Source organism: Jeotgalibaca sp. MA1X17-3, assembly GCF_021513155.1.
Taxonomy (GTDB): domain Bacteria; phylum Bacillota; class Bacilli; order Lactobacillales; family Aerococcaceae; genus Jeotgalibaca.
Window position 1 is genome coordinate 2,151,740 of record NZ_CP090983.1, and the last position, 21,052, is coordinate 2,172,791.

Below are 21,052 nucleotides of genomic sequence, written 5' to 3' on the forward strand. Positions count from 1 at the left end.
TGGGGGTATTTTTATGGCTAAATATAGTTACGAGTTGAAATTAAAAATCGTTGAAGATTATATGAATGGCAAAGGGGGATATTATTACCTCGCCAATAAATATGGTGTTACGTCTGATTCAACTGTTAAAAAATGGGTGAATAGCTATAAAGCAATGGGAAAGGATAGTTTAAAACGTAGTCGTCAAAATAAGAGTTATTCTGTTCAATTCAAGGTAAATGCGGTAGAGTTATATTTAACTACAGAAATGTCCTATCAGAATCTCGCTATAGAACTTGAAATTAATAATCCCAGTCTCTTGGCAAGATGGGTTCAAGTCTTTCATAGCGAAGGTATGGAAGGCCTTTCTAAAGCGAAAGGAAGACCGCCTAAAATGACTCCAGATCAACATTCTAAAGACCAAGAGTCTCGTGAGACCAACGGGTCTCAAGAACCCCATATTGAAGAGTTGAAAAAACAAGTCCATCGTTTAGAAATAGAGAACGCCTTTTTAAAAGAACTCAGGAGGTTGCGGAGCGAGGAATCGCACAAAGCAACGAACAAATCTCAAGAGTCATTCACACCCTCCGAGGACGATTCAAATTAAAAGACATTCTTGAGGTCGTAAAATTTCCTAAATCAACGTATATGTACTGGCAAAAACGTTTTGATCGAGAAGACCCAGATAAAGAAATCAAAGAAGTGATGATGACTATAAGAAAGCAGCACGCTGATTATGGGTACCGACGTATGAAAAAAGAGTTACTTAAGTATGGTGTTGAAATCAATCATAAAAAGCTTCAACGACTCATGGTTGAACTTGATATCCGCGTTAAATCTTATTCTCGAAAATCACGAAAATACAGTTCTTATAAAGGTAACGTCGGAGTTCTAGCTCCTAATCGTATAAATAGACGGTTTAACTCCTCTATCCCTTATCAAAAAATCACTACGGACACGACGGAGTTTAAATATTATGAGAAAGACGAATCAGGTCGTTTGCAAATTAAAAAGTTATACCTCGATCCATTTATGGATTTATTTAATCGCGAGATCATTAGTTTTAAAGTGACTAAACAACCCAATGGCGAAAGCATTATAGCAGCTTTAAATGACGCTATCCAGGCTTCGAGAACGTGTAAATATAGACGAACGTTCCATTCAGATCAGGGCTGGGCGTATCAAATGAAGGCCTATGGTGTAGAATTAGAAGACAACAACATTTTCCAAAGTATGTCCCGTAAGGGAAACTGCTTCGATAACAGTCCAATGGAGAACTTCTTTAGTATATTGAAACAGGAAATGTATCATGGACGTATTTATAAAAGTTACGGGGAATTAAAGAAAGCAATAGTGATCTTCATTAATTATTACAATAACGATCGAATGAAGGAGAAACTTAATTGGTTAAGTCCAATTGAATACCGATTATCATCACCTTCTTTAAAACAAAGCGCATAAAAAACAGAGTAGAATAATCTACTCTGCAAAAAAGTCTAACTTTTTGGGGTCACTATAATTTTCAATAAAAGGATATCATTTCTTTTTTATTTTTTAGATATTTTACTTTGAGGAAATTGTACAATATTTTTGCTAGAAATTTTTTCTTTCTGAGGTGGCCTTTCCCCTCTTTGCCTCAGCATAATCGTAATACGCGGATCTGCTTCATAAATATCCTCACTAGTCATTATGGCATACAAGATATCATTATTTTCTAAAAGATTGGCAAGTACCCGATTATCTATACGGGGAATATATCCTAATAGATAGCCGTTCTCCAACGTTACCGCAATTGCATGACGATCGAGCTCGTGATCTTTATCGCGTACCAATTGTAGAAGGCTCCCTTTTCTAATTAAGACATCAATGACGGATAAATCATGTTGATGGGCGCCTGTAATGTACGTATCTAATAACTTTCTATCTGCGCTACTTTTTTTGATCACTGGATTTTCTACTTTTAAAAATTTCCGTTCTTTTTCTGCTTCCGCTTCTGGATCTAGTAAAAAACGCAATAAATTGGAGTTTTTTCTATTTTTTTCTAGCTTCGTTAAAGCTTCCAATTCTCCTAAAACTTTTTCATTCCATTTCTCACGATTTTTCTTTAGTCCTTGTAATGCTATTCTACGTATTTTAGGTTGGTAGTAATGAATCCCTTTTAATAGCCATTCTTCGTCATATAAATCCTTCTCAATCATCAGTTCAAAGAGTGTTTCTAACCACATGTTCACACGAAATAAATCATGTGTTTCAGGTAATTCTTCCTCGTCAAACTCTAAAGTCAAAGTAAAGAGTTCTTTATTTAACAATTGTTTTAGATAATCACAAACCTTCATAAAGTAGGTATTGGGGTGATTGATGAGAAAGAAGTCCAATAGATGCAATCCTAAGGGGTTTCTTCTTAAAATGGGAATAAAGATATTTATTTCCGGGGTCATTTCCATAAACTGTAAGACGGTAACAATCAGATAATCTGATTCAGTAGGATTTGCTAACTCCTTGTTACTAATTAAGTTCCATTTTGGTTTGTTTAAGAAAATTTCAATCGAGCGAATAATTTCTTCATAACGTTTAAAACGAAGTTCCCAATACTCACTAATTTCTTCTTTATCTTCAGAGTCTTGATCTAAATCTTGGTAATCTTGTTTCCAATTATCAATAATTTGATGCCAAATCATAACCATTCCTGCTTGATCAATGAACGAGATTGCGAATTCTTTTTTTCAACAATTTTTTCCATAAACGTTAGCATTTTATCTGAAATAGATTCTAGATCATTGACTTCTCGATAGGCTAAAAAATACATTAAATCACTATAATTGTTTTCAGTAATTTCTACATCAAACAAATATTCACGAATATCCGTTTTTTGAAAGGAAAGGCTAGAGTATATATTTGAAAGAAAATAGCTTTTGATCCCTTCTTTTATTACCCATCCTTTTTGCTCTTCCGTTACAGGTCGAAGAAGAAAAAGTGCTGCTAACTTCCCATATCCAATCGTATGTTGAGCTAAGTCAAAAATAAATTTATTTTGTGAAAAATAAGAGTGCCGTAAACTTTCTGCAACATATATTGTAAAATCACTATGATAACCCAACGTTTTGAATATCTGCTGGGTTAAATCATTAGGAAAAAAACCTAAAATAATAATACCTAATTTCACTTCTTCAGGATGCAAACTTTTCCGTACTAGATCCATGGCAAAAGTGTGGAGTTTTTTTTCATTAAAAGTTTGGTGTTCTAAAAGCACTCGCAGTCGTTCTCGGAGTTCAATGAAGAATAGCCGTAAGGGATTCTCAGTTAGAAATTCAGTGATTTCTGAATCATTTTGAAAATCTTCCTCTTTTTGTAAAAGATTTTCTAATAGTACACAACACTCACAGGCTAAATCTTCCTTTCTACTAAAAGGGATTCCTTCCGTAAGCAATACAAATAGCGTATCTTCTCTTCCAGAAACTTGTGGATTCTGAAATGAATAAGGTAAATTTGGATCTTCTTCTTTTTCTTTTAGAATCGTTTCGTAAATACTACTAGTCGTAATCATTACATGGCTCTCCTTTCATCCGTTTTTTGACGAATACTCTTTAAATTTTAATGTATTGATTTGTTCTGTTAGTTAAATCATATCATAAGATGCTTCCTTTTTGACTAATACTAGACAACGATTTTTAGATATTTCTATTAAAACAAACGAAATAACACTTTAATGATATAAAGTGCTACCTCGTTGTCTATTATTTTATACATTTATCGATATAAAAATCTTTTTTCTTAATTAATAATGAATAAACGGAGTTGACCAATCTCTTCTTCATTCATGGTAATGCCTTTTCCCATTTTAGTATGATCAGGATTCCATTCACGAATATCGTACTTGGGTTCATTATCATTCCACTTAATCACATTCAATTCTTTTGTCCACCCTTTTTCTGAAGTACTTAACACTCCAATATGGGCTACTATTTCATACTTAAAATCACTCATTGTGACCGCTCCTTTTCTCTTAACTTCTATTGATTTCTTCCCTTAAATTTACCACTGGAAAGTATATCCGTCAAAAGAAAGCCTTTTTTTAGTAGACTATTAGAATGGACCATAACCGATATTATAAGCATACAGTAGGAATGCCATTCCAATTAATAGCCAAATTAACATAAGTGGAGCTAAATATCTTACCCATTTCGTATAAGGAATTCTGGCTACAGAAAGCTGCGCCATTAGCACACCACTTGTGATCATAATCGAATCCATAAAGCCACTACCTAGTTGGTACGCCAAAACTGATGTTTGACGTGTGATTCCAATTGCATCTGCGAGAGGTACCATAATTGGCATTGTAGCTGCTGCTTGTCCACTTCCAGACGGAATAACAAAATTAATAATAATTTGGATTATATACATAGCAACAGAGGCAACTGCACCAGGTAAAATTTGAACGCTACCTGCAAGGAAATTTACAATTGTATCGATAATCATTCCATCTTCCATCACAATGACAATGGAACGAGCAACCCCTACGATTAGGGCAGCAAAAATCATGTCTTTTGCACCTAAAACAAATAATTCAGCAATTTTAGAAGGTCCATATCCATATACAAAACCCGCAATAATTCCAGTTGCCATAAAAATGGCACCAATTTCTTGAACAAACCAACCGTATTGAATAACACCATACGCGATTAGAATCATTCCAGCTGCAAAAATAATTCCTACAGCCACATGACGTTTATTCATTTGAACTTCTTCAAGTTTCTCTTGTGTTCGTTTTGTATCATAAGGAGAGTACATAAAACTTTTTGTCGGATCTTTTTTTATTTTATTCGCATAAATCATGACATAAATGGATGTTACAATCCAAAGAACAAAAAACATAACAATCCGTAAACCCATTCCAGAAAACGTTGGTAATTCAGCAATCCCTTGTGCAATTCCAACTGTAAATGGATTTAGAAATCCAGCACTAAATCCAATCGCTGCACCTAGTGCGATCATACTCATTCCGACGATTGCATCGTATCCTAAAGCAATGGCTAGTGAGACCCCCATTGCAATAAAGACAATTGTTTCTTCTGAGAAGCCTAATGTAGCTCCTGTAATTCCAAAAATCAAAATAAACACTGGAATCACTAAACTTTCTCGTCCTTTTAGAAGTTTAGCTATTTTAAAAATAAATGCGGCTACCATTCCTGTTTCATTAATCACCATAAATGCTCCACCAATTAAAAAGATAAAAATTGAAATACTTGCAGATTCAACCAATCCTTTTGGGATTGAGTTAATTATTTCAAAAAAACCTTGGGGACTAGACTCTACGGCGTGCCACGAATTAGGAACAACAACCGTTCTTGTTCCTTCTTTTATCACTTCGAATTGCCCTGCTGGAATAATCCAAGTAAGAATTGCCATAATAATCATAACTGAAATCAATAGTACATATGTATGGGGCATCTGAAACCCTTTATTTCTTTTTTTATTCATATCTAATCCGCCTTTTCTATTTTTGAAACAACGTTTTTTCGAAAAAAGAGTACACAAAAACTCCACGATGAGCAAAAGGTTCATCGTGGAGCTTCCTTCTGCCCTCAACTTTGGAAGCACTCCTTGAATGTCTTTGGGCAAGACATTCTGGCAGCATCAGTCTTATTTAGACTGACCCCAACACAGATTATTTTCTGTATTTCGGCGAAAAACCCTTTCGAATGAAATTCTACTCTTGTTTTTCGCGACCTCTTCCAAAATCGAACGTTATTCTTTTATTTGTTAATAGCTATCTTAAAACAAATCTCATCAAGTAGCAAATCAAAACTTCATGATTTTTAAAAAAATTATTCGTTTGCTAAATTCCACGTAATGGAAACCGTTTCACTATTTTCTATATCCTCTGGCTGTATATCCATTACAGAACTTGATGCTCTCATCATTTGTGTATCTTGAAGGAAATTTGAAGAATAAAGTTCTATTTCACTCCAATCATATTGAATGGACTCAATACGATCCAACTTTACTCCGCTAGCTTTGGTAAGAATGAGGGCTTTATCTCTAGCATCATGAACAGCTTCTTCTAGCATTATTTTTTTAATCTTTGTTTGATCTTTTAATTTAAAGCGTACTGAAAAATCAGGATTCATTTCTGATTTTGATAGTGATTCAAGAACCTCACCTAAAAATTCGCTATCATTCTGAAACTCAAAATATAATTTATGTATATATCGATACCCTACGAGTCGACGTTGTTGGACTCCATCCTTATTTTCTGGATAATCATATTCGGTATCAATATGAAAATGTGCTGTTTTTAGATCTTCTTTATTAAAATGATGAGGACGTAAGGCAGTACGAATCCCTTCTAGTCGATTACTAGAATCGTTCATTGCTTCTTCATACGTATCTTTTGTCGCTGAGAGTTCTATCGCAACTTCTATCGTATCAGGTGGGGCACTTGCAAACCCTTTTCCTTTAACCGTTATGGTTCCTTTTTTAGTCATTCTTTTCTTCCTTTCTACGTAAACGATATTTCTGAACAAGGTGGATGATTTCTTCATGAAGCATTTCGAATTCTTGAAATCCTAGTGCAGGTCGATGTTCAGCTAAATAGAAATAGGCTTGATTGACACGAACTTGATACTCACGTGGTGCTATTGGGAAGTTTCTAGCAGTTGTTATGCTTCCTTTTTCATTCATAAAGTACGTATCATTTAGTGCATATAGAACCTGATTCCAACAGGTTACCGTTCTAAAAAAACAGCCCATGATATAATGTAAATCTCCTCTAAAAGCTGCTTGATGGCCACTTTGCATCGAAAATTCAGCTTCAAACATAAAACGTTCAATAAGAGATTCTTTCATATTAGGTGGGAGAGAATCCGTTACATTTTCTTTTAAACAAGTAAGCGGGCGGGAATCTGTCTCCCATAATAGAATTGCATAATATACTTCTGCTACATAGATTGCATTTACAAAGCCAAATGGATGACCAGTCTGGTAGTCTACTGTAATTTCTCCAGCAAGGACCTCTTGAATAACGGAGGCTACTCTTTTGGTTTCTCGAAGAATAACATCATAAGATTTTCCATCTACTCGTAATCCAGAGCCACCATTTACCCATGGTCCCCATTCTCCAGGTAGATAGAGAATCTTTTCTGATAAGCTCGTCTCATCCATCAATACTCTTAACGTATTTTCGAGTTCTTTCCAATCAATCTGGTCATTGTAATACACTCCAATATCCGTATCTGACTCTTTGTCTGCTTCTCCACGACTTTGAGATCCGCCGATTACGATTGCATCAATTCCTTCAACAGAAGAGAGCATGGAAATCCACTTATCTTGATTCATTTAATCCCCTCCGCTTTTCTTTTTATCATAGCCCAAACCATCTGTTTTCGCTACTGAGAACCCTATATGTGCTTTTATAGATATTTTTTAAAGTGCTTTCCTTTTATGAAAAGAAAAAAACCGCTCTCAAATGAGGCGGCCTCTGTATGATTACTATTTTTCAGCTTTAATCACTTGTTGGTTTGATTCTTTCATTTTTCTTTTTTCTCCCTGATGACCATCACTGTCATCCAATCGATTAATTATATTTTTAGTAACCACACGTAAGAAGAAGAGACAGACGATTACTGAAACTGCTTCGGAAATCGGATAGGCCCACCAGACCAGATTCAAATCTCCGGTTTGAGCCATAAAATATGCAACAGGCAATAGAACAATCACTTGTCGGATAAGAGAAATAATTAGACTATACTTCCCTAATCCAAACGCTTGGAAACTTGAACTCATCACAATCGTAAACCCTGCCATAATAAAATGTGTACTGATGATTCGCATGGCAGGAATTCCAATTTTCAGCATTTCTGGAGAAGCGTTAAACATACTCAATAACTGTTCTGGGAATAACTGGAAAAGAATCGTTCCAATAAACATGATACTTAAAGCATACTTCACTCCTAGTCGCAGTACTTCTTTAATTCGATCTGCTTTTCTCGCTCCATAATTATAACCGATGATAGGAACCATTCCATTATTCATTCCAAAAATTGGCATGAATACGAAACTCTGCAGACGGAAATAAATTCCAAAGACTGCTGTTGCAGTTGGAGTGAATGCAATCAAAATATTATTCATTGCTAAATTCAAGAATGAAGCAAGTGACATCATTAGAATGGAAGGAATTCCAATCGCATAGATGTCTTTCAAAATTTGAAGTCGTGGCTGGAATTTTTTTAATGAAAATTGTAATTCTTTGTTATATTTTAAATTGAAGTACAGTCCTAAACTAGCCGCGATACTTTGGCCAATTACGGTAGCAATTGCTGCTCCTTTTGTCCCCATTGCGGGTAAACCAAGTAATCCAAAAATTAGAATAGGGTCCATAATAATATTAATAACTGCACCGGCACCTTGAGAAATCATTGAATAAAATGATAATCCAGTCGATTGGAGCAGACGTTCAAAAGTAATTTGTAAGAACTTACCTAAACCAAAAAAAGAAATGACATACAAATATTCTTGTCCATGGCGAATGATTTCGGGATCATTCGTTTGAGAAAGAAAAAACTGCTTCATAAAAAGAATAGCTAATCCTGCAAATAAAAGATAGTGAAGCATATTTAGAAAAATTCCATTTTCCGCGGTTTGATTTGCCTCTTCAAAACGTTTTTCTCCCAAACGTCGAGACACTAAAGCGTTAATTCCTACCCCTGAACCGACCGCAATCGCGATCATCAAGCTTTGCACCGGAAAGGCTAGCGAAACACCTGTCAGAGCCTTCTCGTCGATTTGAGCAACGAAAATACTGTCTACAATATTATATAATGCTTGTACCAGCATCGAAATCATCATTGGAACAGACATACTGATTAAAAGACGATTAATCGGCATCGTTCCCATTTTGTTTTCTTGTGGTTTTTTAAATTTATCCATAGAGTCGTACCTTTCTTTTCCTTTTTAAGTTTCTAATTTTTCAATCGGAATCAATACCATGGAGACTAACTGGTTTTCTTTCACACGACTATTTTCTTGATTATAGTAAATTTCTTCAGAAACACCTGTTGTCTTAAAATGATTTTGCTCCAACCATTGATTCATTTCTGTATATATTTTTGGAATCTCCTGATGAGGCCCCAAGTGAAGTGCTGTAAGAAATAAACCACTTGTTAGGTGGCTCGGTTGAATATCTTCTTTACCAGTTCTTTCCATCCTTACAGGAAATCCAGCTTCCATTTTTACACTCTTTTTTGAAAATTCGTGATAGATTACAAAGAAAGGGCCTGATGGTTTCATATCGAGTTGTTGGATATAAGCTGCGACTTTTTTATGAGATTCAAATATTTCTGAATGGATCTGTTTGAGTTCAACATCGGAATAGATCGTTAGAGTAGCTTGTGGTCCTCTTTCAATCACTTGGAAATCACTAATTCTCGGCATTTTTATTCCTCTCCTTTTATTTTTGAACGATATACTGCTATAAAAATCATAGCATATTCTTCATACGTTCACTACTGTTTGGCCCCATGTAGTCCTATCTCCTTTTAACCCACTCGCTTCTTTGCTATAATGCAGTGAAATAATTGAAAAAAAGAGAGGTGAAAATCATTTGAAAAAAATCCTGAAAAACTTTATAAAATTAATGGTTCTCTTTCTAGTTGGGTACTTCGTTATTCAATCTGGTTGGATAGAAACCGTACTCCTTCCTCGTATGAGCAAAGACATCACCTTATTCACTGAAAAAGTAAAGGAAGGTTCTCTTTCTCTACAAACAAATCTACCCAGTCAATCAGAAAATGAAATTCATTCTTCTCCAGAAAAGATTCCCACTTCTACCATGATCCCTAATGAAGATTATCGTCCCTTACCAGAATCCATTGAGGAAGATTTAATTCGTGCCCGTATTCTACAACTAACAAATGATTTACGAATAGAACAATCCCTAGAACCTCTTTCTTCAAATGAGCAGTTAGAGCAAGCTGCTCATATACGCGCAGAAGAAACAGAACGTAGCTTTTCTCATACTCGCCCTGATGGTAGAGATTTCTATACTACCTTAAATGAGAACGGTCTAAATTATACCTATACCATTGCCGGAGAAAACTTAGCGATGGCTACCCATCACTTGGAAGATGAAAAAATGGCAGAATTTCTTTTTAATGGCTGGGTAGAAAGCCCTGGCCATTATGAAAACTTAATCAAGCTAGAGTACCGAGAAATTGGAATAGGTGTTTATTTTGATGGAGAAATTTTATACATCACTCAAATATTCGGAACCCCCTACTAACCATTATGACTTAGAATTCTACTGGTAAACCAAAAAAATGACTGACTCTCTAAATAAGAATCAGTCATTTTTAATTTTACATTTTTTCTGGAGCTTTCACGCCTAGTAAACGTAAACTTTCTTGTAAAATAATGGTAGTTGCTTTTACTAGCACAAGACGAGCATTTAACTCTTCATCATCTTGTAAAATTCTAGAATTTCCATAATATTTATTGAAAGATTGAGATAATTGTAAAGAATATTTTGCAATTACAGACGGTTCAAATTTTTCATAAGCATGTAAAATTACATCCGGGAAACTATTAATCAACTTGATTGTATCCCATGCATAATCATCACTCAAACTTAGTTCTGCATCCAAATCCAACTCTTTTGAAGCCTTACGCAAGATGCTTAATGCTCGTGCATTCGTATACTGAACATAAGGACCCGTTTCTCCTTCAAATTGAACGACTTCTTTTAAAACAAAGTCAAAATTATTTAGGCGATCATTTTTCAAGTCATGGAACACAACCGCTCCGATTCCAACTTGTTTGGCAACTTCTTCTTTATTTTCTAAGGTTGGATTTTTCTCATTAATTTGTTCTATAGCTAGTTCGGTTGCTTCATTCAACACTTCTTCTAGCAAAATAATTTTCCCTTTACGAGTGGATAATTTTTTACCTCCTTGGGTAATGAGACCAAAAGGAATGTGGTGCATATTTTCTGCCCACTCTAACCCTAATTCTTTCAATACTGCTTTTAATTGTTTGAAATGGTTAGATTGTTCATTCCCAACAACATATAAGGACTGTGCAAAGTTATACGTACGTTGACGATAAATAGCTGCGGCCAAGTCTCTTGTAATATAAAGAGTAGCACCATCTTTTTTCTTAATCAAAGCTGGATTCAAGCCATATTCTTCTAAATCAACAATGGTTGCCCCTTGATCTGATGTTAAAAGATTTTTCGCTTCTAAGAGTTCTACTACTTCACCCATTTTGTCGTTATAGAAGGCTTCTCCATTAAAGGAATCAAAGGTAATATCTAGCATCTCATAAATTTTCATAAATTCTTTTAAGGATTCATTTCGGAACCATTCCCATAAATTTTGAGCTTCTTGGTCGCCATCCTCTAATTTTTTAAACCAGGCGCGAGCTTCATCTTCTAAATCCAAATTGCTTTCTGCTTCTTCATGGAATCGTACATAAAGTTTTAAAAGCTCTGCAATCGGATTTTTTCGAACTTCAACTTCACTACCCCATTTTTTATACCCAACAATAAGCTTTCCGAATTGAGTACCCCAGTCTCCCAAATGATTGATTTTAACAGGGTGGAAACCTACTTTTTCAACAATATTTGCTAGCGCGTTTCCGATGACAGTGGAACGCAAATGACCCATTGAAATAGGTTTAGCAATATTTGGTGAAGACATATCAATCGGAATATTTTGGTTGTTCCCTATCGCCAAATCACCAAAAGTATCTTTTTGTGATGCAATTTCATGAAGGACATCTCTACTGACCGCTTCTTTATTTAAAAAGATATTTAAGTAGGGACCTACTGGCTCTACTTTTTCGATATAGTCATTTTCAATTTTTTCTGCTAATTCTGAAGCGATTGCTTGAGGTGCTTTACGGAAAACTTTTGATAAAGAAAAAGCAGGAAAAGCAACGTCTCCATATCCAGAGTGTTTTGGATTTTCCAATAAGTTTGTAATTTGTTCTACTGACAAATGCTCTCCTGTATGACGATGAATCTCTGTTGCAACTATTTTTTTATAATCCATTTTCGTTCTCCTTTTTTATTAACTACTTTAATCTTTTATTGGTTCCCTCTTCAAATAAAAAAACGCCCCCTTTTGCACATGCAAAAGAGAGACGATCATTCGCGGTACCACTCTCATTCGACAATAAAAACCTTATTGTCCTTTTACCTGTTAACGAGAGGTGACCCGAATGATCTTACTTTTTATATATTCAGATCATTTTCTTTAGAAGTGCGCTTCTTTTTCATCTTTGTTATGGGTTTCCACCATCCCCACTCGCTTGGAACTCCAAAGAAAAATACTCTCTTCCTCATAGAATTTCTCTATATCTATCCTAATATAGCAATAAAAATTATTCTTGTCCATTCCTTTTCACATTTTATGAGAACATAAAAATTCATTATTTATTAAAATGAAAAATAAAGAGAACGAAGAATGTAACTCACTTGATATTTTTCAGCTAATTTCCATAGATATCGTTTCATTGCAGCAAGCGACAAGGTACCTTCTCGAAATTTTTCTAATTTTTTATGGAATACTTGTCCTTCGTTTTCAGTAGCGATATCTTTAAAATACCCCCATACATGCAAGGCAGCATTCTCAGAATACCCTATATTTTCTGGCAAATAATAGATTTCTTCAATCATTTGATAAAAAGGTAGAGCTATTTTGGGATTTTTGTCTTTTAATAATTCTCGTACTTTTTGATACAGCACAGGTGACTTTTCTAACACGGCATATTTATAACGTGCCCATTCTTGTTCTAGTTTCCGAATACTACTATTCTCTTCGGTAGCAAGAATACATTTCACGGCTGAAAGGTTTTTATCCTTTACCTCTAACATAATATCTATTTCTGAACCCGAAACTTGTTGATAGAACTCTAAAAACGGTGCAAGATGAATAGTTGCAGTATGAGCACCTGTTCTTTTTTCGGAAGCTTGTTGTGAATAATGAATTTTTTGTCGTCCATCTTTTTCTTTCCAAGTACGTGCTACTTGTTGAATCCAATACGCATCTGTTCCTTCTTGGCTAGATGAATTTATTGCATGGTGTAAGTTATCATAAACGACTGGAATCGAACAGTGGTCAGCAATTTTTAAAACATCTTCAATGGTATATAAGCGATCATCATTTTCAATAATCAGATGGTCCTTGATTCTTTGTTCCAAGGTTTCATAGGTATCAATAAATCTTTGAATAGCCAACTCTTTATCTCCGTATACTCCTCCCACATGAAGAATAATTTTATGAGAAGAATCCATTCCCAAAGCTTCCAATACTTTGACATGATAATCCAAATCTTTAATAGCTCGTTTCACTACATATGCAGTAGGTGAATTTAAAACAGTATATTGTCCCGGATGAAAGGACACACGCATTTTATGTGTACGAATTTTTTGACCGATTCTTTCAAAATCTTTTTTAAAAAGAGAGGACCAATCCAATTGGTTTACGGGACTAGAACCAAAAGGAATTAACCCCGAACTAATTCGATACAAGTAAATATCATTTTCAATATTAAAGTCAATCATATTTTCTAAAGAATGAAGGTTATAAGCAATCAGTTCTTTTAAACGGTCTTCTGTTGCATTTTTTTGGATGGTCGTACTTATTTTAGTATGAGAAACCCCTACAGCTAAACATGCATATCCAATACTCATTTTTCACTCCCACTTTCTCTTACTTATTATTCTCATGGATAAAGCTATGGATTAGCTCCACTGTTTCTTCTTGTTGTTCAGAAGCAGAGATCGTTGCTTCTCCATCACCTTCTTGAAATCCATAATTTCCAAACAAGGCGTGATTACCACCTTCTAACACATATTCCTTAGCTCCTAGAGGAAGGTTCTTTTGGTTTTCTTTTAACTTCTCTACATCTAGAACTTCATCATGACTTCCATAAATAATGATCACAGGAAGCTCTTGACTAGAAAGGTCATTTGCTGAATAGGCAGCTAATAAAATTAACCCTTCGATTTGTTGAGTTGTTTTATTTGTGTATGCTGCAGCCATTGCTCCACCTAATGAATGTCCTGCTAGATACCATTCTTTTATTTCGGGATGATCTTCGATAATGCCTTCTGCAGCATTACTATCAAAAACTGCTAAATGGAAAGGAACAGAGGCTACAAAAACTGTATACCCTTCTTTAGCTAACTGTTTCATGATAGGAGCGTAAGCTTTTTCATCCACTTTTCCACCTGGATAAAAAATAATTCCAATTTCATCTTCTGGTTGTTTTTCAGGTCTAAATATAATTGGATCTTCTCCTGACACTTCAACCGTTTGAGTAGTTTGCAATGCCGCTAATGCTTCGTCAGATGCTTTATAATAATCACTAAGATAACCTAATACAATACCAAATAATAGGAATAGCATAAATCCAATTGCTAGGAATATTTTACTTGTTTTTGAATACTTATTTTTTTCTTTCAACGGTTCTTCTTTAAATGACGACTTCTTTTTCTTTGACATCTGCACTCACTCCTCTTTATCTCTCTTAATTTTAACCTATTATCCATTATTTCACGAGCCACAAACTCTACGAAACAACAAAAAAACAGAGATTCGATTAAACGAGTCCCTGTTTCACACTTTTAAAAATGATAGGAATATACAATATGAATGTGACTGTTTTCTTGCTTTGACTCTTCAAATAATCGGAGCAAAGAAACTCCATAGCCACCTAAATTTTTAAGAATTGACTCTGGGTGACGAATGACAATCATCCGTTCAGAAAAATCACTGGTCAAAACATCCCATAAGGCATCTAAATTCGCACCATAATAATCTGGAAGCCCCAAACCTTCTTTTAAAATATGATGAGTTGTTTCTTTCGTCGTACATTTTTCTCCATCTAGTATCAATCGTTGCATGCAGCGTCCTCCTTTGCATAAAGCTGTTCAAAGGAATCATAATGATCATCCGTATAGAAAATCAATCCATCATTTGAAAAAACAATTCGCTCTGCATTGCGGTAGCCACCTTGATAGTTGATATCCGCTTCATAGTACACTCGACCTTTTTCCGTTGGAAGTAGACCTTCTCGATTTCCAAATCGGTCTCCACCAATGGACATCTTATCGGTTACATCCCATAGATTTCCTTGTGAGTTATCCCAACCAAGTTCTCCCGCTTCCCTTTTGGTAAGGTAATTGAAAGGTAATTCATCATAGCGACAAAGGTACTCCGCTACTTCTTCTCTAGAAGAATACCGTTCTTCCTCTTGGACTCCTTGTTGGATTGTATTTTGGGAATTGGGGGATTCTTCTATAAATAGCTCCCTATCTACATATTCACAGCCCACTAACATCCCCATGATTAACACAAGAATAAATGGTAAAATGCCCTTGAAAAATGGTTTAATTTTTTCCATACGACTCTCCTTACTTTTTAATTCTAAACTTTTTAATTCTAACTTTTTTTAGTAAATTTCGTAGCACACTTTGGACACGTAATGGTTATCTTCCCTCGGCCTTTTGGTACTCTAACTTTTTGACCGCAAGAAGGACACTTATAAAAACGATGTGTTTTTCTTTGTTGTCGATTCCATTTTATCTGTTTAAGTGCACGTGTTTGACTTTGGAAATACGTATCCATTTTTTGTTTATATTGAAGGAACGTTCTATTTTGACGTGAGAATTTTTGTTTGTCTTTTGAAAAAGTGCGAATGTAAAAAAATAACAGGATTGCAAATCCAATCCATGAAATAAATTTCACTCGAAATAGCACACTTAGTATCAAGAAAGCAATTCCGGTCTGCATTAAAAATTTTGAAAAAGCATCAAAACCATTTGCCGTCATCCAAATATTTTTTATTTTTTCAAAAATATTTCTTAAAAACGAAGAGTTCAATAGTAAATTCCTTTCTTTATCCAGATTCTGGAGTAGTCTATTCTTTTATTATAACGCAAATCCCTCTCACAAAAAATAAAATTCCTTATAAGGGAGGTCTTTCTGGATCTAGTGGATTAGTTCTTGAGAAAACGCTACAATAGATGTACAAGATGGATATTTTTTTGGAGGTACAAACATGAACAATAACGAGATCATCACTAAAAATAAAGTCTTCTTCAATTATGAAAAAGAAGAAGAATGGATTAATGAAATGGCACAACAAGGATATGATTTAACTGATTTTTCAATTGGGAAATATACCTTTAAACAAGGCATACCAGGTGAATATTTGTATCGCTATCAATATGTAGCGGACAAAACAGAAGAAGAAATCCAAAAACAAAAAGATTTACAAAAAAAGGCTGGAATCGAAATCGTCATCAACAACTCCAACTGGATCGTTATTCGAAAGAAAAGTTCTCAGGGACCTTTTGAAACCGTTGCTGATTATGAATCAAAAATTCGTCATTACCAATCCATTATGCGTTTTTTAAATGTACTCGCACTGGGTAGTATTGTGCTTGGTATTTCAAATATAGTGAACACTTCTCCGTTAAGTCAAATAATCGGAATCACATGTTTTTCTATTGCTGCTCTTTTGTTTGTCGTTATTGGAGGCTACTCTTCCCAAGTTCGTAAAGTAACAAAAGAAAATAAAAATAATCTATGAATTTTATAGATTTTGTATAATAAAAAACTGCCAAATGGCAGTTTTTTTATTTGCTTGAAGGTAAATCTTCCGATTGTAATTCTTCAATCATTTCTAGGAAGGAAGTCTGTTCCTCTAATGGTTCGACTGTTTCTGCATAATCAGAAGTATTTCCTATAATTTCTATATGTTGTTGGTGATTCAAGAACGTGGTAGGACAATCTCCACCATATTCACCATCCAAGTTAATTTGAATCGTTTGTGAATCCATTGAATGTACTTTTACAAAAGTTGTTTGAGCATATAATACTTGGGGATGATCAATGTGCTTTCCACCCATAATTAAGGATCGGATAATTTGCAGAATTTCTAAAATATTGGCTGTTTTGATAACAAATAAAGAAAATTTTCCGTCTCCCAGTACGATGTTAGGATCTAACATTTCAAATCCACCGGTAGAATTGGTCATCGCAATAAAGAACATCGAAGCTACGCCTTCATAGACGCCTCCTTCATATTCGATATGCATCGGAATCGGTTTTATCTGAGGGATTTTCTCTGCGCCTTTAGCAAGATACGCTAAATATCCAAATGCAGTTTTTAATTTTGAAGGGACTTCATAGGTTAAATCAGTCAAATATCCCCCCGCAGCAATATTCACAAAGTAAGTGTCATTTGCTTGACCAATATCCATTGGAATGGCATGTCCTGCAGCAATTACTTCCGCTGCTTTCAAAAATCCAGTTCGTGGAATTTTTAATGCTCTTGCATAGTCATTCGTAGTTCCAGCAGGAATAATACCAACTTTTGGTCTTTGGTCCAATCCAGCGATTCCATTGACCACATCATTAACCGTACCATCTCCTCCGGCAGCTACAATTAAATCAAATCCAGCTAAGGCAGCTCGTTTTGCTTCTTTAGCAGCAGATTGAGGTTCTGGCGTAGTTGCAAAGGCACTCGTTTCATATCCTGCTTGTTCTAAAATATGAAGAATATCAATCATGCTTTTCTTTAGTTGTTCCCGTCCGGATGATGGATTATATATCACTCTTGCTCTCATTGTCTTTTCCTCGTCTTTCAATCGTCATCTATGCTGTAATGAAATATAAATGATGTATTTTTAGCACAATTCTTTTTCTACTATACGCCATTCTTTCTTGTTTCACTAATCATATAGACGAAATTTGTTTTTTAATCAAAAAACAATTAATTTTATGTAGTCAAAAAATTGGAGAGCAGTTTATTCTGCAACTCCAATTTTTCTATTTATCTTTTTCCTAATTCTTCAGCCAGTAATTTATTAACGACTCCTGGATTAGCTTGTCCTTTGGTTTGCTTCATAATTTGACCAACCAAGAAGCCTTTCGCACGATCTTTTCCTGCTTTAAAATCATCAACAGATTGCTGGTTGGCATCCAAAATAGCGTTGATAATTGGCAATAGTTGACCGGGGTCTGATAATTGAATCAGTCCTTCTTTTTCAACTACTTCACGAGCTTCTCCACCTTTTGTTGCCAATAGACGGATTACTTTTTTAGCCATCTTCGTACTAATGGTGCCATCTTGAATTAATTGAATCATTCCAGCTAAGTTTTCTGGAGTTAATTTTGTTTCAGAAAGTTCTAATTTTTCACTATTTAAGTAGGCAGATACTTCTCCCATCAACCAGTTGGATGCTAGTTTTGGATCAGCTCCAGCTTTTAAGGTTGCTTCAAAGAAGTAGGCCATTTCTCTCGACAAAGTAAGAACCATTGCATCATAATCTGGTAAGCCAAATTCTTGCGTATACTTCTTCCGTAATTCAGCTGGCAATGCTGGAATACTTTCTCTTACTTCTTCAACCCACTCTTTTGATATTTCTAATTCAGGAAGATCTGGTTCTGGGAAGTAACGGTAGTCACTCGAACCTTCTTTCACTCGCATTAAAATAGTCTCTCCAGTTGTTTCATCGAAACGACGAGTTTCTTGCTGGATGGTTCCACCGGAGTTCAATACTTTCGCTTGACGGATTTCTTCATGAGCCAAACCACGTCGAACAAAGTTAAAGGAATTTAAGTTTTTCAGTTCTGCTTTGGTACCAAATTCTTCTTGTCCATAGGGACGTAGAGAAATATTTGCATCACAACGCATAGAACCTTCTTCCATTTTCACATCAGAAACACCTGTAAACATGATAATCTCACGAATAGCTTCCAAATAGGCATAGGCTTCTTCCGGAGAACGCATATCTGCCTCGGAAACAATTTCGATTAAAGGTGTTCCTTGGCGGTTTAAATCGACATAGGAATATCCACCTGTTCCGTGAGTGTTTTTCCCTGCATCTTCTTCTAAATGAACCCGTTCAATACGGATTTTCTTTTTCTTGCCTTCGACTTCAATCTCAATCCAACCATCATACCCAATTGGATCATCCATTTGAGAAATTTGATAAGCTTTTGGATTATCTGGATAAAAATAGTTCTTACGATCGAAATGGGTAGAACGATTAATTTCACAGTTCAATGCTAAAGCTGCTCTCATTCCAAATTCCACTGCACCTTTATTGATTACTGGCAGAACTCCTGGATATCCCCAGTCAATCACATTTGTGTTTGTGTTTGGCTCTGCCCCAAAGTGTGCTGGAGATGGGGAGAACATTTTTGAATTTGTTTTTAGTTCTACGTGGACTTCTAGTCCAATGACTGTTTCATAGTTCATCTGTTTCTCCTCCTACAAGTTTGGGTGTTTCGTGCTATAATCATTTTTTTGTTCAAACGCATATGCTGCTTGATAAATTTTTTCTTCTTCGAAATAATTTCCAATTAATTGGATTCCAATTGGTAATCCTTCTGAAGAGAAACCACCCGGTAATGAAATGGCTGGAACACCAGCTAAGTTGATTGTAACGGTTAATAAGTCAGCCATATACATTTCAAGCGGATTATCACTTTTCTCACCCAAATTATAAGCGGTTGTAGTCGTGGTTGGTCCAAGAATTAAATCATAATCAGAAAAAATACGTGCAAAATCTTCTTTAATTAATGTACGGATTTGTCCCGCTTTTTTAAAGTAAGCATCATAAAATCCAGCACTTAGTGAGAACGTCCCTAGCATGATGCGACGTTTTACTTCCATTCCGAATCCTTCCGAACGACTCTTCACGTATAAATCTTCTAACGTTACAATATTTTCGGCACGGTATCCATAACGAATTCCATCAAATCGTTGTAAATTCGAAGACGCTTCTGAAGAAGCAATAATATAATATGCAGGAATTCCATAAGAAAGGGTTGGTAGGCTTACCTCTTCTACAATAGCGCCCATTTCTTTAAATTGAGCTGCAGCTTTTTCAACGGCAGTCTTTATTTCATCTGAAACGCCTTCTTGGAAATATTCTTTAGGAAGAGCAATCTTCATTCCAGAAATCTTTCCAGTTAAGTTGGCGCTAAATTTTGGTACTTCTACATTTGCACTCGTAGAATCTTTTGGATCATACCCACTGATTGCTTCAAGCATCAAAGCATTATCGGTTACATTTCGAGTAAAGGGTCCAATTTGATCTAAGCTAGATGCAAAAGCAATCAAACCGTACCGTGAAACACGTCCGTAAGTTGGTTTCATACCTGTCAGACCAGTAAATGCAGCTGGTTGGCGAATACTTCCACCGGTATCCGTTCCTAATGTAGCCAGTACTTGTCCACTAGCTACCGCTGCTGCGGACCCACCAGAAGAACCTCCTGGAACTTTTGTTGTATCCCATGGGTTCTTTGTTGTTTTGAAATAAGAATTCTCGGTACTTCCACCCATAGCAAACTCATCCAGGTTTAGTTTTCCAACGTTAATCGCACCCGCTGCTTCTAATTTCTCAACAACCGTTGCATCATAAATCGGATTAAAATCTTCCAACATTTTACTTGCGGCAGTCGTGGTTAATCCCTTCGTTACGATATTATCTTTAATACCGATTGGAATCCCGTTTAACATACTACCCGTTTCGTAGCCTCTTTCATCAGCAGCTGCTGCTTGTTTAAGTGCTGCTTCTTTGTTTAAAGTTAGGAAAGCATCCACTTTTGGATCTACTTCTGCGATTCGTCTGAATGCTTCTTCGGTTAACTCAACGGAAGTAAACTTTTTGCTAACGAGTCCTTCATGAAGGCTTGTTAATGTTTCATCAAAAATATTCATGCATCTTCCCCCTCATTTTCCAAAATAGCGGGAACTTCAATCATACCGTCTTCCGCTGTTTTAACATTTTTAAATAATTCTTCTCGATCTGTACCTGGTTCCGCGATATCTTCTCGCATTACATTTTTTAGACTGTATCCATGAGTGGTAACCGCAACTCCGGTTGTATCAACCTTTTCCAATTGTTCTACCATATCGATAATATCACTCATCTGTTCGGTAAAATGATGAATTTCATTTTTTTCAAATTTTAATTTTGCCAACTTCGCTACATGGCGTACTTCTTCTTCACTGATTGCCATTCGTTTCCCCTCTTTCTCTCACTCTAATATGGAGC

Annotated in this window: 21 protein-coding genes, 1 riboswitch and 1 other annotated feature; of the genes, 3 read left to right on the forward strand and 18 right to left on the reverse strand. The window is 35.5% G+C overall.

Features of this window, described 5'->3' with window-relative positions; translation table 11 throughout:
• Window positions 1-13: 13 nt before the first annotated feature.
• A protein-coding gene (locus LZ578_RS10730; protein ID WP_235145171.1) for an IS3 family transposase occupies window positions 14-1,440 on the forward strand; the annotation gives its coding sequence in 2 pieces (ribosomal slippage) (window positions 14-491 and window positions 491-1,440; 1,428 coding nt in all).
• A gap of 86 nt (window positions 1,441-1,526) precedes the next feature.
• Here the strand turns inward: LZ578_RS10730 and LZ578_RS10735 are convergent.
• From LZ578_RS10735 to LZ578_RS10770, 8 genes are all read right to left on the reverse strand, one after another.
• Window positions 1,527-2,657 (reverse strand): HIRAN domain-containing protein, encoded by a 1,131-nt coding sequence (locus LZ578_RS10735; RefSeq protein WP_235145172.1) that lies wholly within the window; start codon window positions 2,655-2,657, stop codon window positions 1,527-1,529.
• Window positions 2,654-3,523 (reverse strand): hypothetical protein, encoded by an 870-nt coding sequence (locus LZ578_RS10740; protein ID WP_235145173.1) that lies wholly within the window; start codon window positions 3,521-3,523, stop codon window positions 2,654-2,656. Before LZ578_RS10740 ends, LZ578_RS10735 begins: the two co-directional genes overlap by 4 nt.
• A gap of 227 nt (window positions 3,524-3,750) precedes the next feature.
• Complete coding sequence (locus LZ578_RS10745) at window positions 3,751-3,963, reverse strand: YdbC family protein (protein WP_235145174.1); 213 nt, start codon at window positions 3,961-3,963, stop codon at window positions 3,751-3,753.
• 99 nt (window positions 3,964-4,062) lie between these two features.
• Window positions 4,063-5,457, reverse strand: a complete 1,395-nt coding sequence (locus LZ578_RS10750; protein ID WP_235145175.1) for a YfcC family protein — start codon at window positions 5,455-5,457, stop codon at window positions 4,063-4,065.
• A 106-nt stretch (window positions 5,458-5,563) separates the two neighbouring features.
• Window positions 5,564-5,719, reverse strand: a riboswitch (Lysine riboswitch).
• Window positions 5,720-5,804: 85 nt separating this feature from the next.
• Window positions 5,805-6,464 (reverse strand): SIMPL domain-containing protein, encoded by a 660-nt coding sequence (locus LZ578_RS10755; protein ID WP_235145176.1) that lies wholly within the window; start codon window positions 6,462-6,464, stop codon window positions 5,805-5,807.
• Window positions 6,457-7,314 (reverse strand): nucleotidyltransferase domain-containing protein, encoded by an 858-nt coding sequence (locus tag LZ578_RS10760; RefSeq protein ID WP_235145177.1) that lies wholly within the window; start codon window positions 7,312-7,314, stop codon window positions 6,457-6,459. Before LZ578_RS10760 ends, LZ578_RS10755 begins: the two co-directional genes overlap by 8 nt.
• Window positions 7,315-7,467: 153 nt before the next feature.
• Window positions 7,468-8,904 carry an MATE family efflux transporter gene (locus LZ578_RS10765; RefSeq protein ID WP_235145178.1) on the reverse strand — a complete coding sequence of 479 codons (1,437 nt, stop codon included), beginning with the start codon at window positions 8,902-8,904 and terminating at the stop codon, window positions 7,468-7,470.
• A 24-nt stretch (window positions 8,905-8,928) separates the two neighbouring features.
• Entirely contained in the window at window positions 8,929-9,408 is a 480-nt protein-coding gene (locus LZ578_RS10770; RefSeq protein ID WP_235145179.1) for a GyrI-like domain-containing protein, read from the reverse strand.
• Between the two features lie 169 nt (window positions 9,409-9,577).
• On the opposite strand from LZ578_RS10770, the gene LZ578_RS10775 reads away from it, so the two are divergent.
• Entirely contained in the window at window positions 9,578-10,255 is a 678-nt protein-coding gene (locus tag LZ578_RS10775) for a CAP domain-containing protein (RefSeq protein ID WP_235145180.1), read from the forward strand.
• 76 nt (window positions 10,256-10,331) lie between these two features.
• Here LZ578_RS10775 and argS read toward each other — a convergent pair whose 3' ends face one another.
• The 6 genes from argS to LZ578_RS10805 all read right to left on the reverse strand — a co-directional run bounded on the left by argS (window position 10,332) and on the right by LZ578_RS10805 (window position 15,860).
• Complete coding sequence (gene argS, locus LZ578_RS10780; RefSeq protein ID WP_235145181.1) at window positions 10,332-12,023, reverse strand: arginine--tRNA ligase; 1,692 nt, start codon at window positions 12,021-12,023, stop codon at window positions 10,332-10,334.
• An 84-nt stretch (window positions 12,024-12,107) separates the two neighbouring features.
• Window positions 12,108-12,325 (reverse strand) — a binding site (T-box leader).
• Between the two features lie 84 nt (window positions 12,326-12,409).
• On the reverse strand, window positions 12,410-13,666 hold the full coding sequence (gene uvsE, locus LZ578_RS10785; RefSeq protein ID WP_235145182.1) for a UV DNA damage repair endonuclease UvsE: 1,257 nt from the start codon (window positions 13,664-13,666) through the stop codon (window positions 12,410-12,412).
• A 19-nt stretch (window positions 13,667-13,685) separates the two neighbouring features.
• Complete coding sequence (locus LZ578_RS10790) at window positions 13,686-14,480, reverse strand: alpha/beta hydrolase (RefSeq protein WP_235145183.1); 795 nt, start codon at window positions 14,478-14,480, stop codon at window positions 13,686-13,688.
• Window positions 14,481-14,602: 122 nt separating this feature from the next.
• The gene (locus tag LZ578_RS10795) at window positions 14,603-14,881 is read right to left on the reverse strand and encodes a barstar family protein (protein ID WP_235145184.1); all 279 of its coding nucleotides are present in this window, start codon (window positions 14,879-14,881) and stop codon (window positions 14,603-14,605) included.
• Complete coding sequence (locus LZ578_RS10800; protein ID WP_235145185.1) at window positions 14,869-15,381, reverse strand: ribonuclease domain-containing protein; 513 nt, start codon at window positions 15,379-15,381, stop codon at window positions 14,869-14,871. The genes LZ578_RS10795 and LZ578_RS10800 overlap by 13 nt, the downstream gene beginning before the upstream one ends.
• Window positions 15,382-15,419: 38 nt before the next feature.
• On the reverse strand, window positions 15,420-15,860 hold the full coding sequence (locus tag LZ578_RS10805) for a hypothetical protein (RefSeq protein WP_235145186.1): 441 nt from the start codon (window positions 15,858-15,860) through the stop codon (window positions 15,420-15,422).
• A gap of 178 nt (window positions 15,861-16,038) precedes the next feature.
• Here LZ578_RS10805 and LZ578_RS10810 point away from each other — a divergent pair, with 178 nt between their 5' ends.
• Entirely contained in the window at window positions 16,039-16,572 is a 534-nt protein-coding gene (locus tag LZ578_RS10810; protein ID WP_235145187.1) for a DUF2812 domain-containing protein, read from the forward strand.
• A 46-nt stretch (window positions 16,573-16,618) separates the two neighbouring features.
• Here the strand turns inward: LZ578_RS10810 and LZ578_RS10815 are convergent, their stop codons facing one another.
• From LZ578_RS10815 to gatC, 4 genes are all read right to left on the reverse strand, one after another.
• Window positions 16,619-17,611 carry a diacylglycerol kinase gene (locus LZ578_RS10815; RefSeq protein WP_235145188.1) on the reverse strand — a complete coding sequence of 331 codons (993 nt, stop codon included), beginning with the start codon at window positions 17,609-17,611 and terminating at the stop codon, window positions 16,619-16,621.
• Between the two features lie 206 nt (window positions 17,612-17,817).
• The gene (gene gatB, locus LZ578_RS10820) at window positions 17,818-19,248 is read right to left on the reverse strand and encodes an Asp-tRNA(Asn)/Glu-tRNA(Gln) amidotransferase subunit GatB (RefSeq protein ID WP_235145189.1); all 1,431 of its coding nucleotides are present in this window, start codon (window positions 19,246-19,248) and stop codon (window positions 17,818-17,820) included.
• Window positions 19,249-19,260: 12 nt separating this feature from the next.
• A complete protein-coding gene (gene gatA / locus LZ578_RS10825; RefSeq protein WP_235145190.1) occupies window positions 19,261-20,715 on the reverse strand; it encodes an Asp-tRNA(Asn)/Glu-tRNA(Gln) amidotransferase subunit GatA in 1,455 nt (484 codons plus the stop codon).
• Window positions 20,712-21,017: an Asp-tRNA(Asn)/Glu-tRNA(Gln) amidotransferase subunit GatC gene (gene gatC, locus LZ578_RS10830; RefSeq protein WP_235145191.1), complete on the reverse strand. Its 306-nt coding sequence runs from the start codon at window positions 21,015-21,017 to the stop codon at window positions 20,712-20,714. The genes gatA and gatC overlap by 4 nt, the downstream gene beginning before the upstream one ends.
• Window positions 21,018-21,052 lie beyond the last annotated feature (35 nt).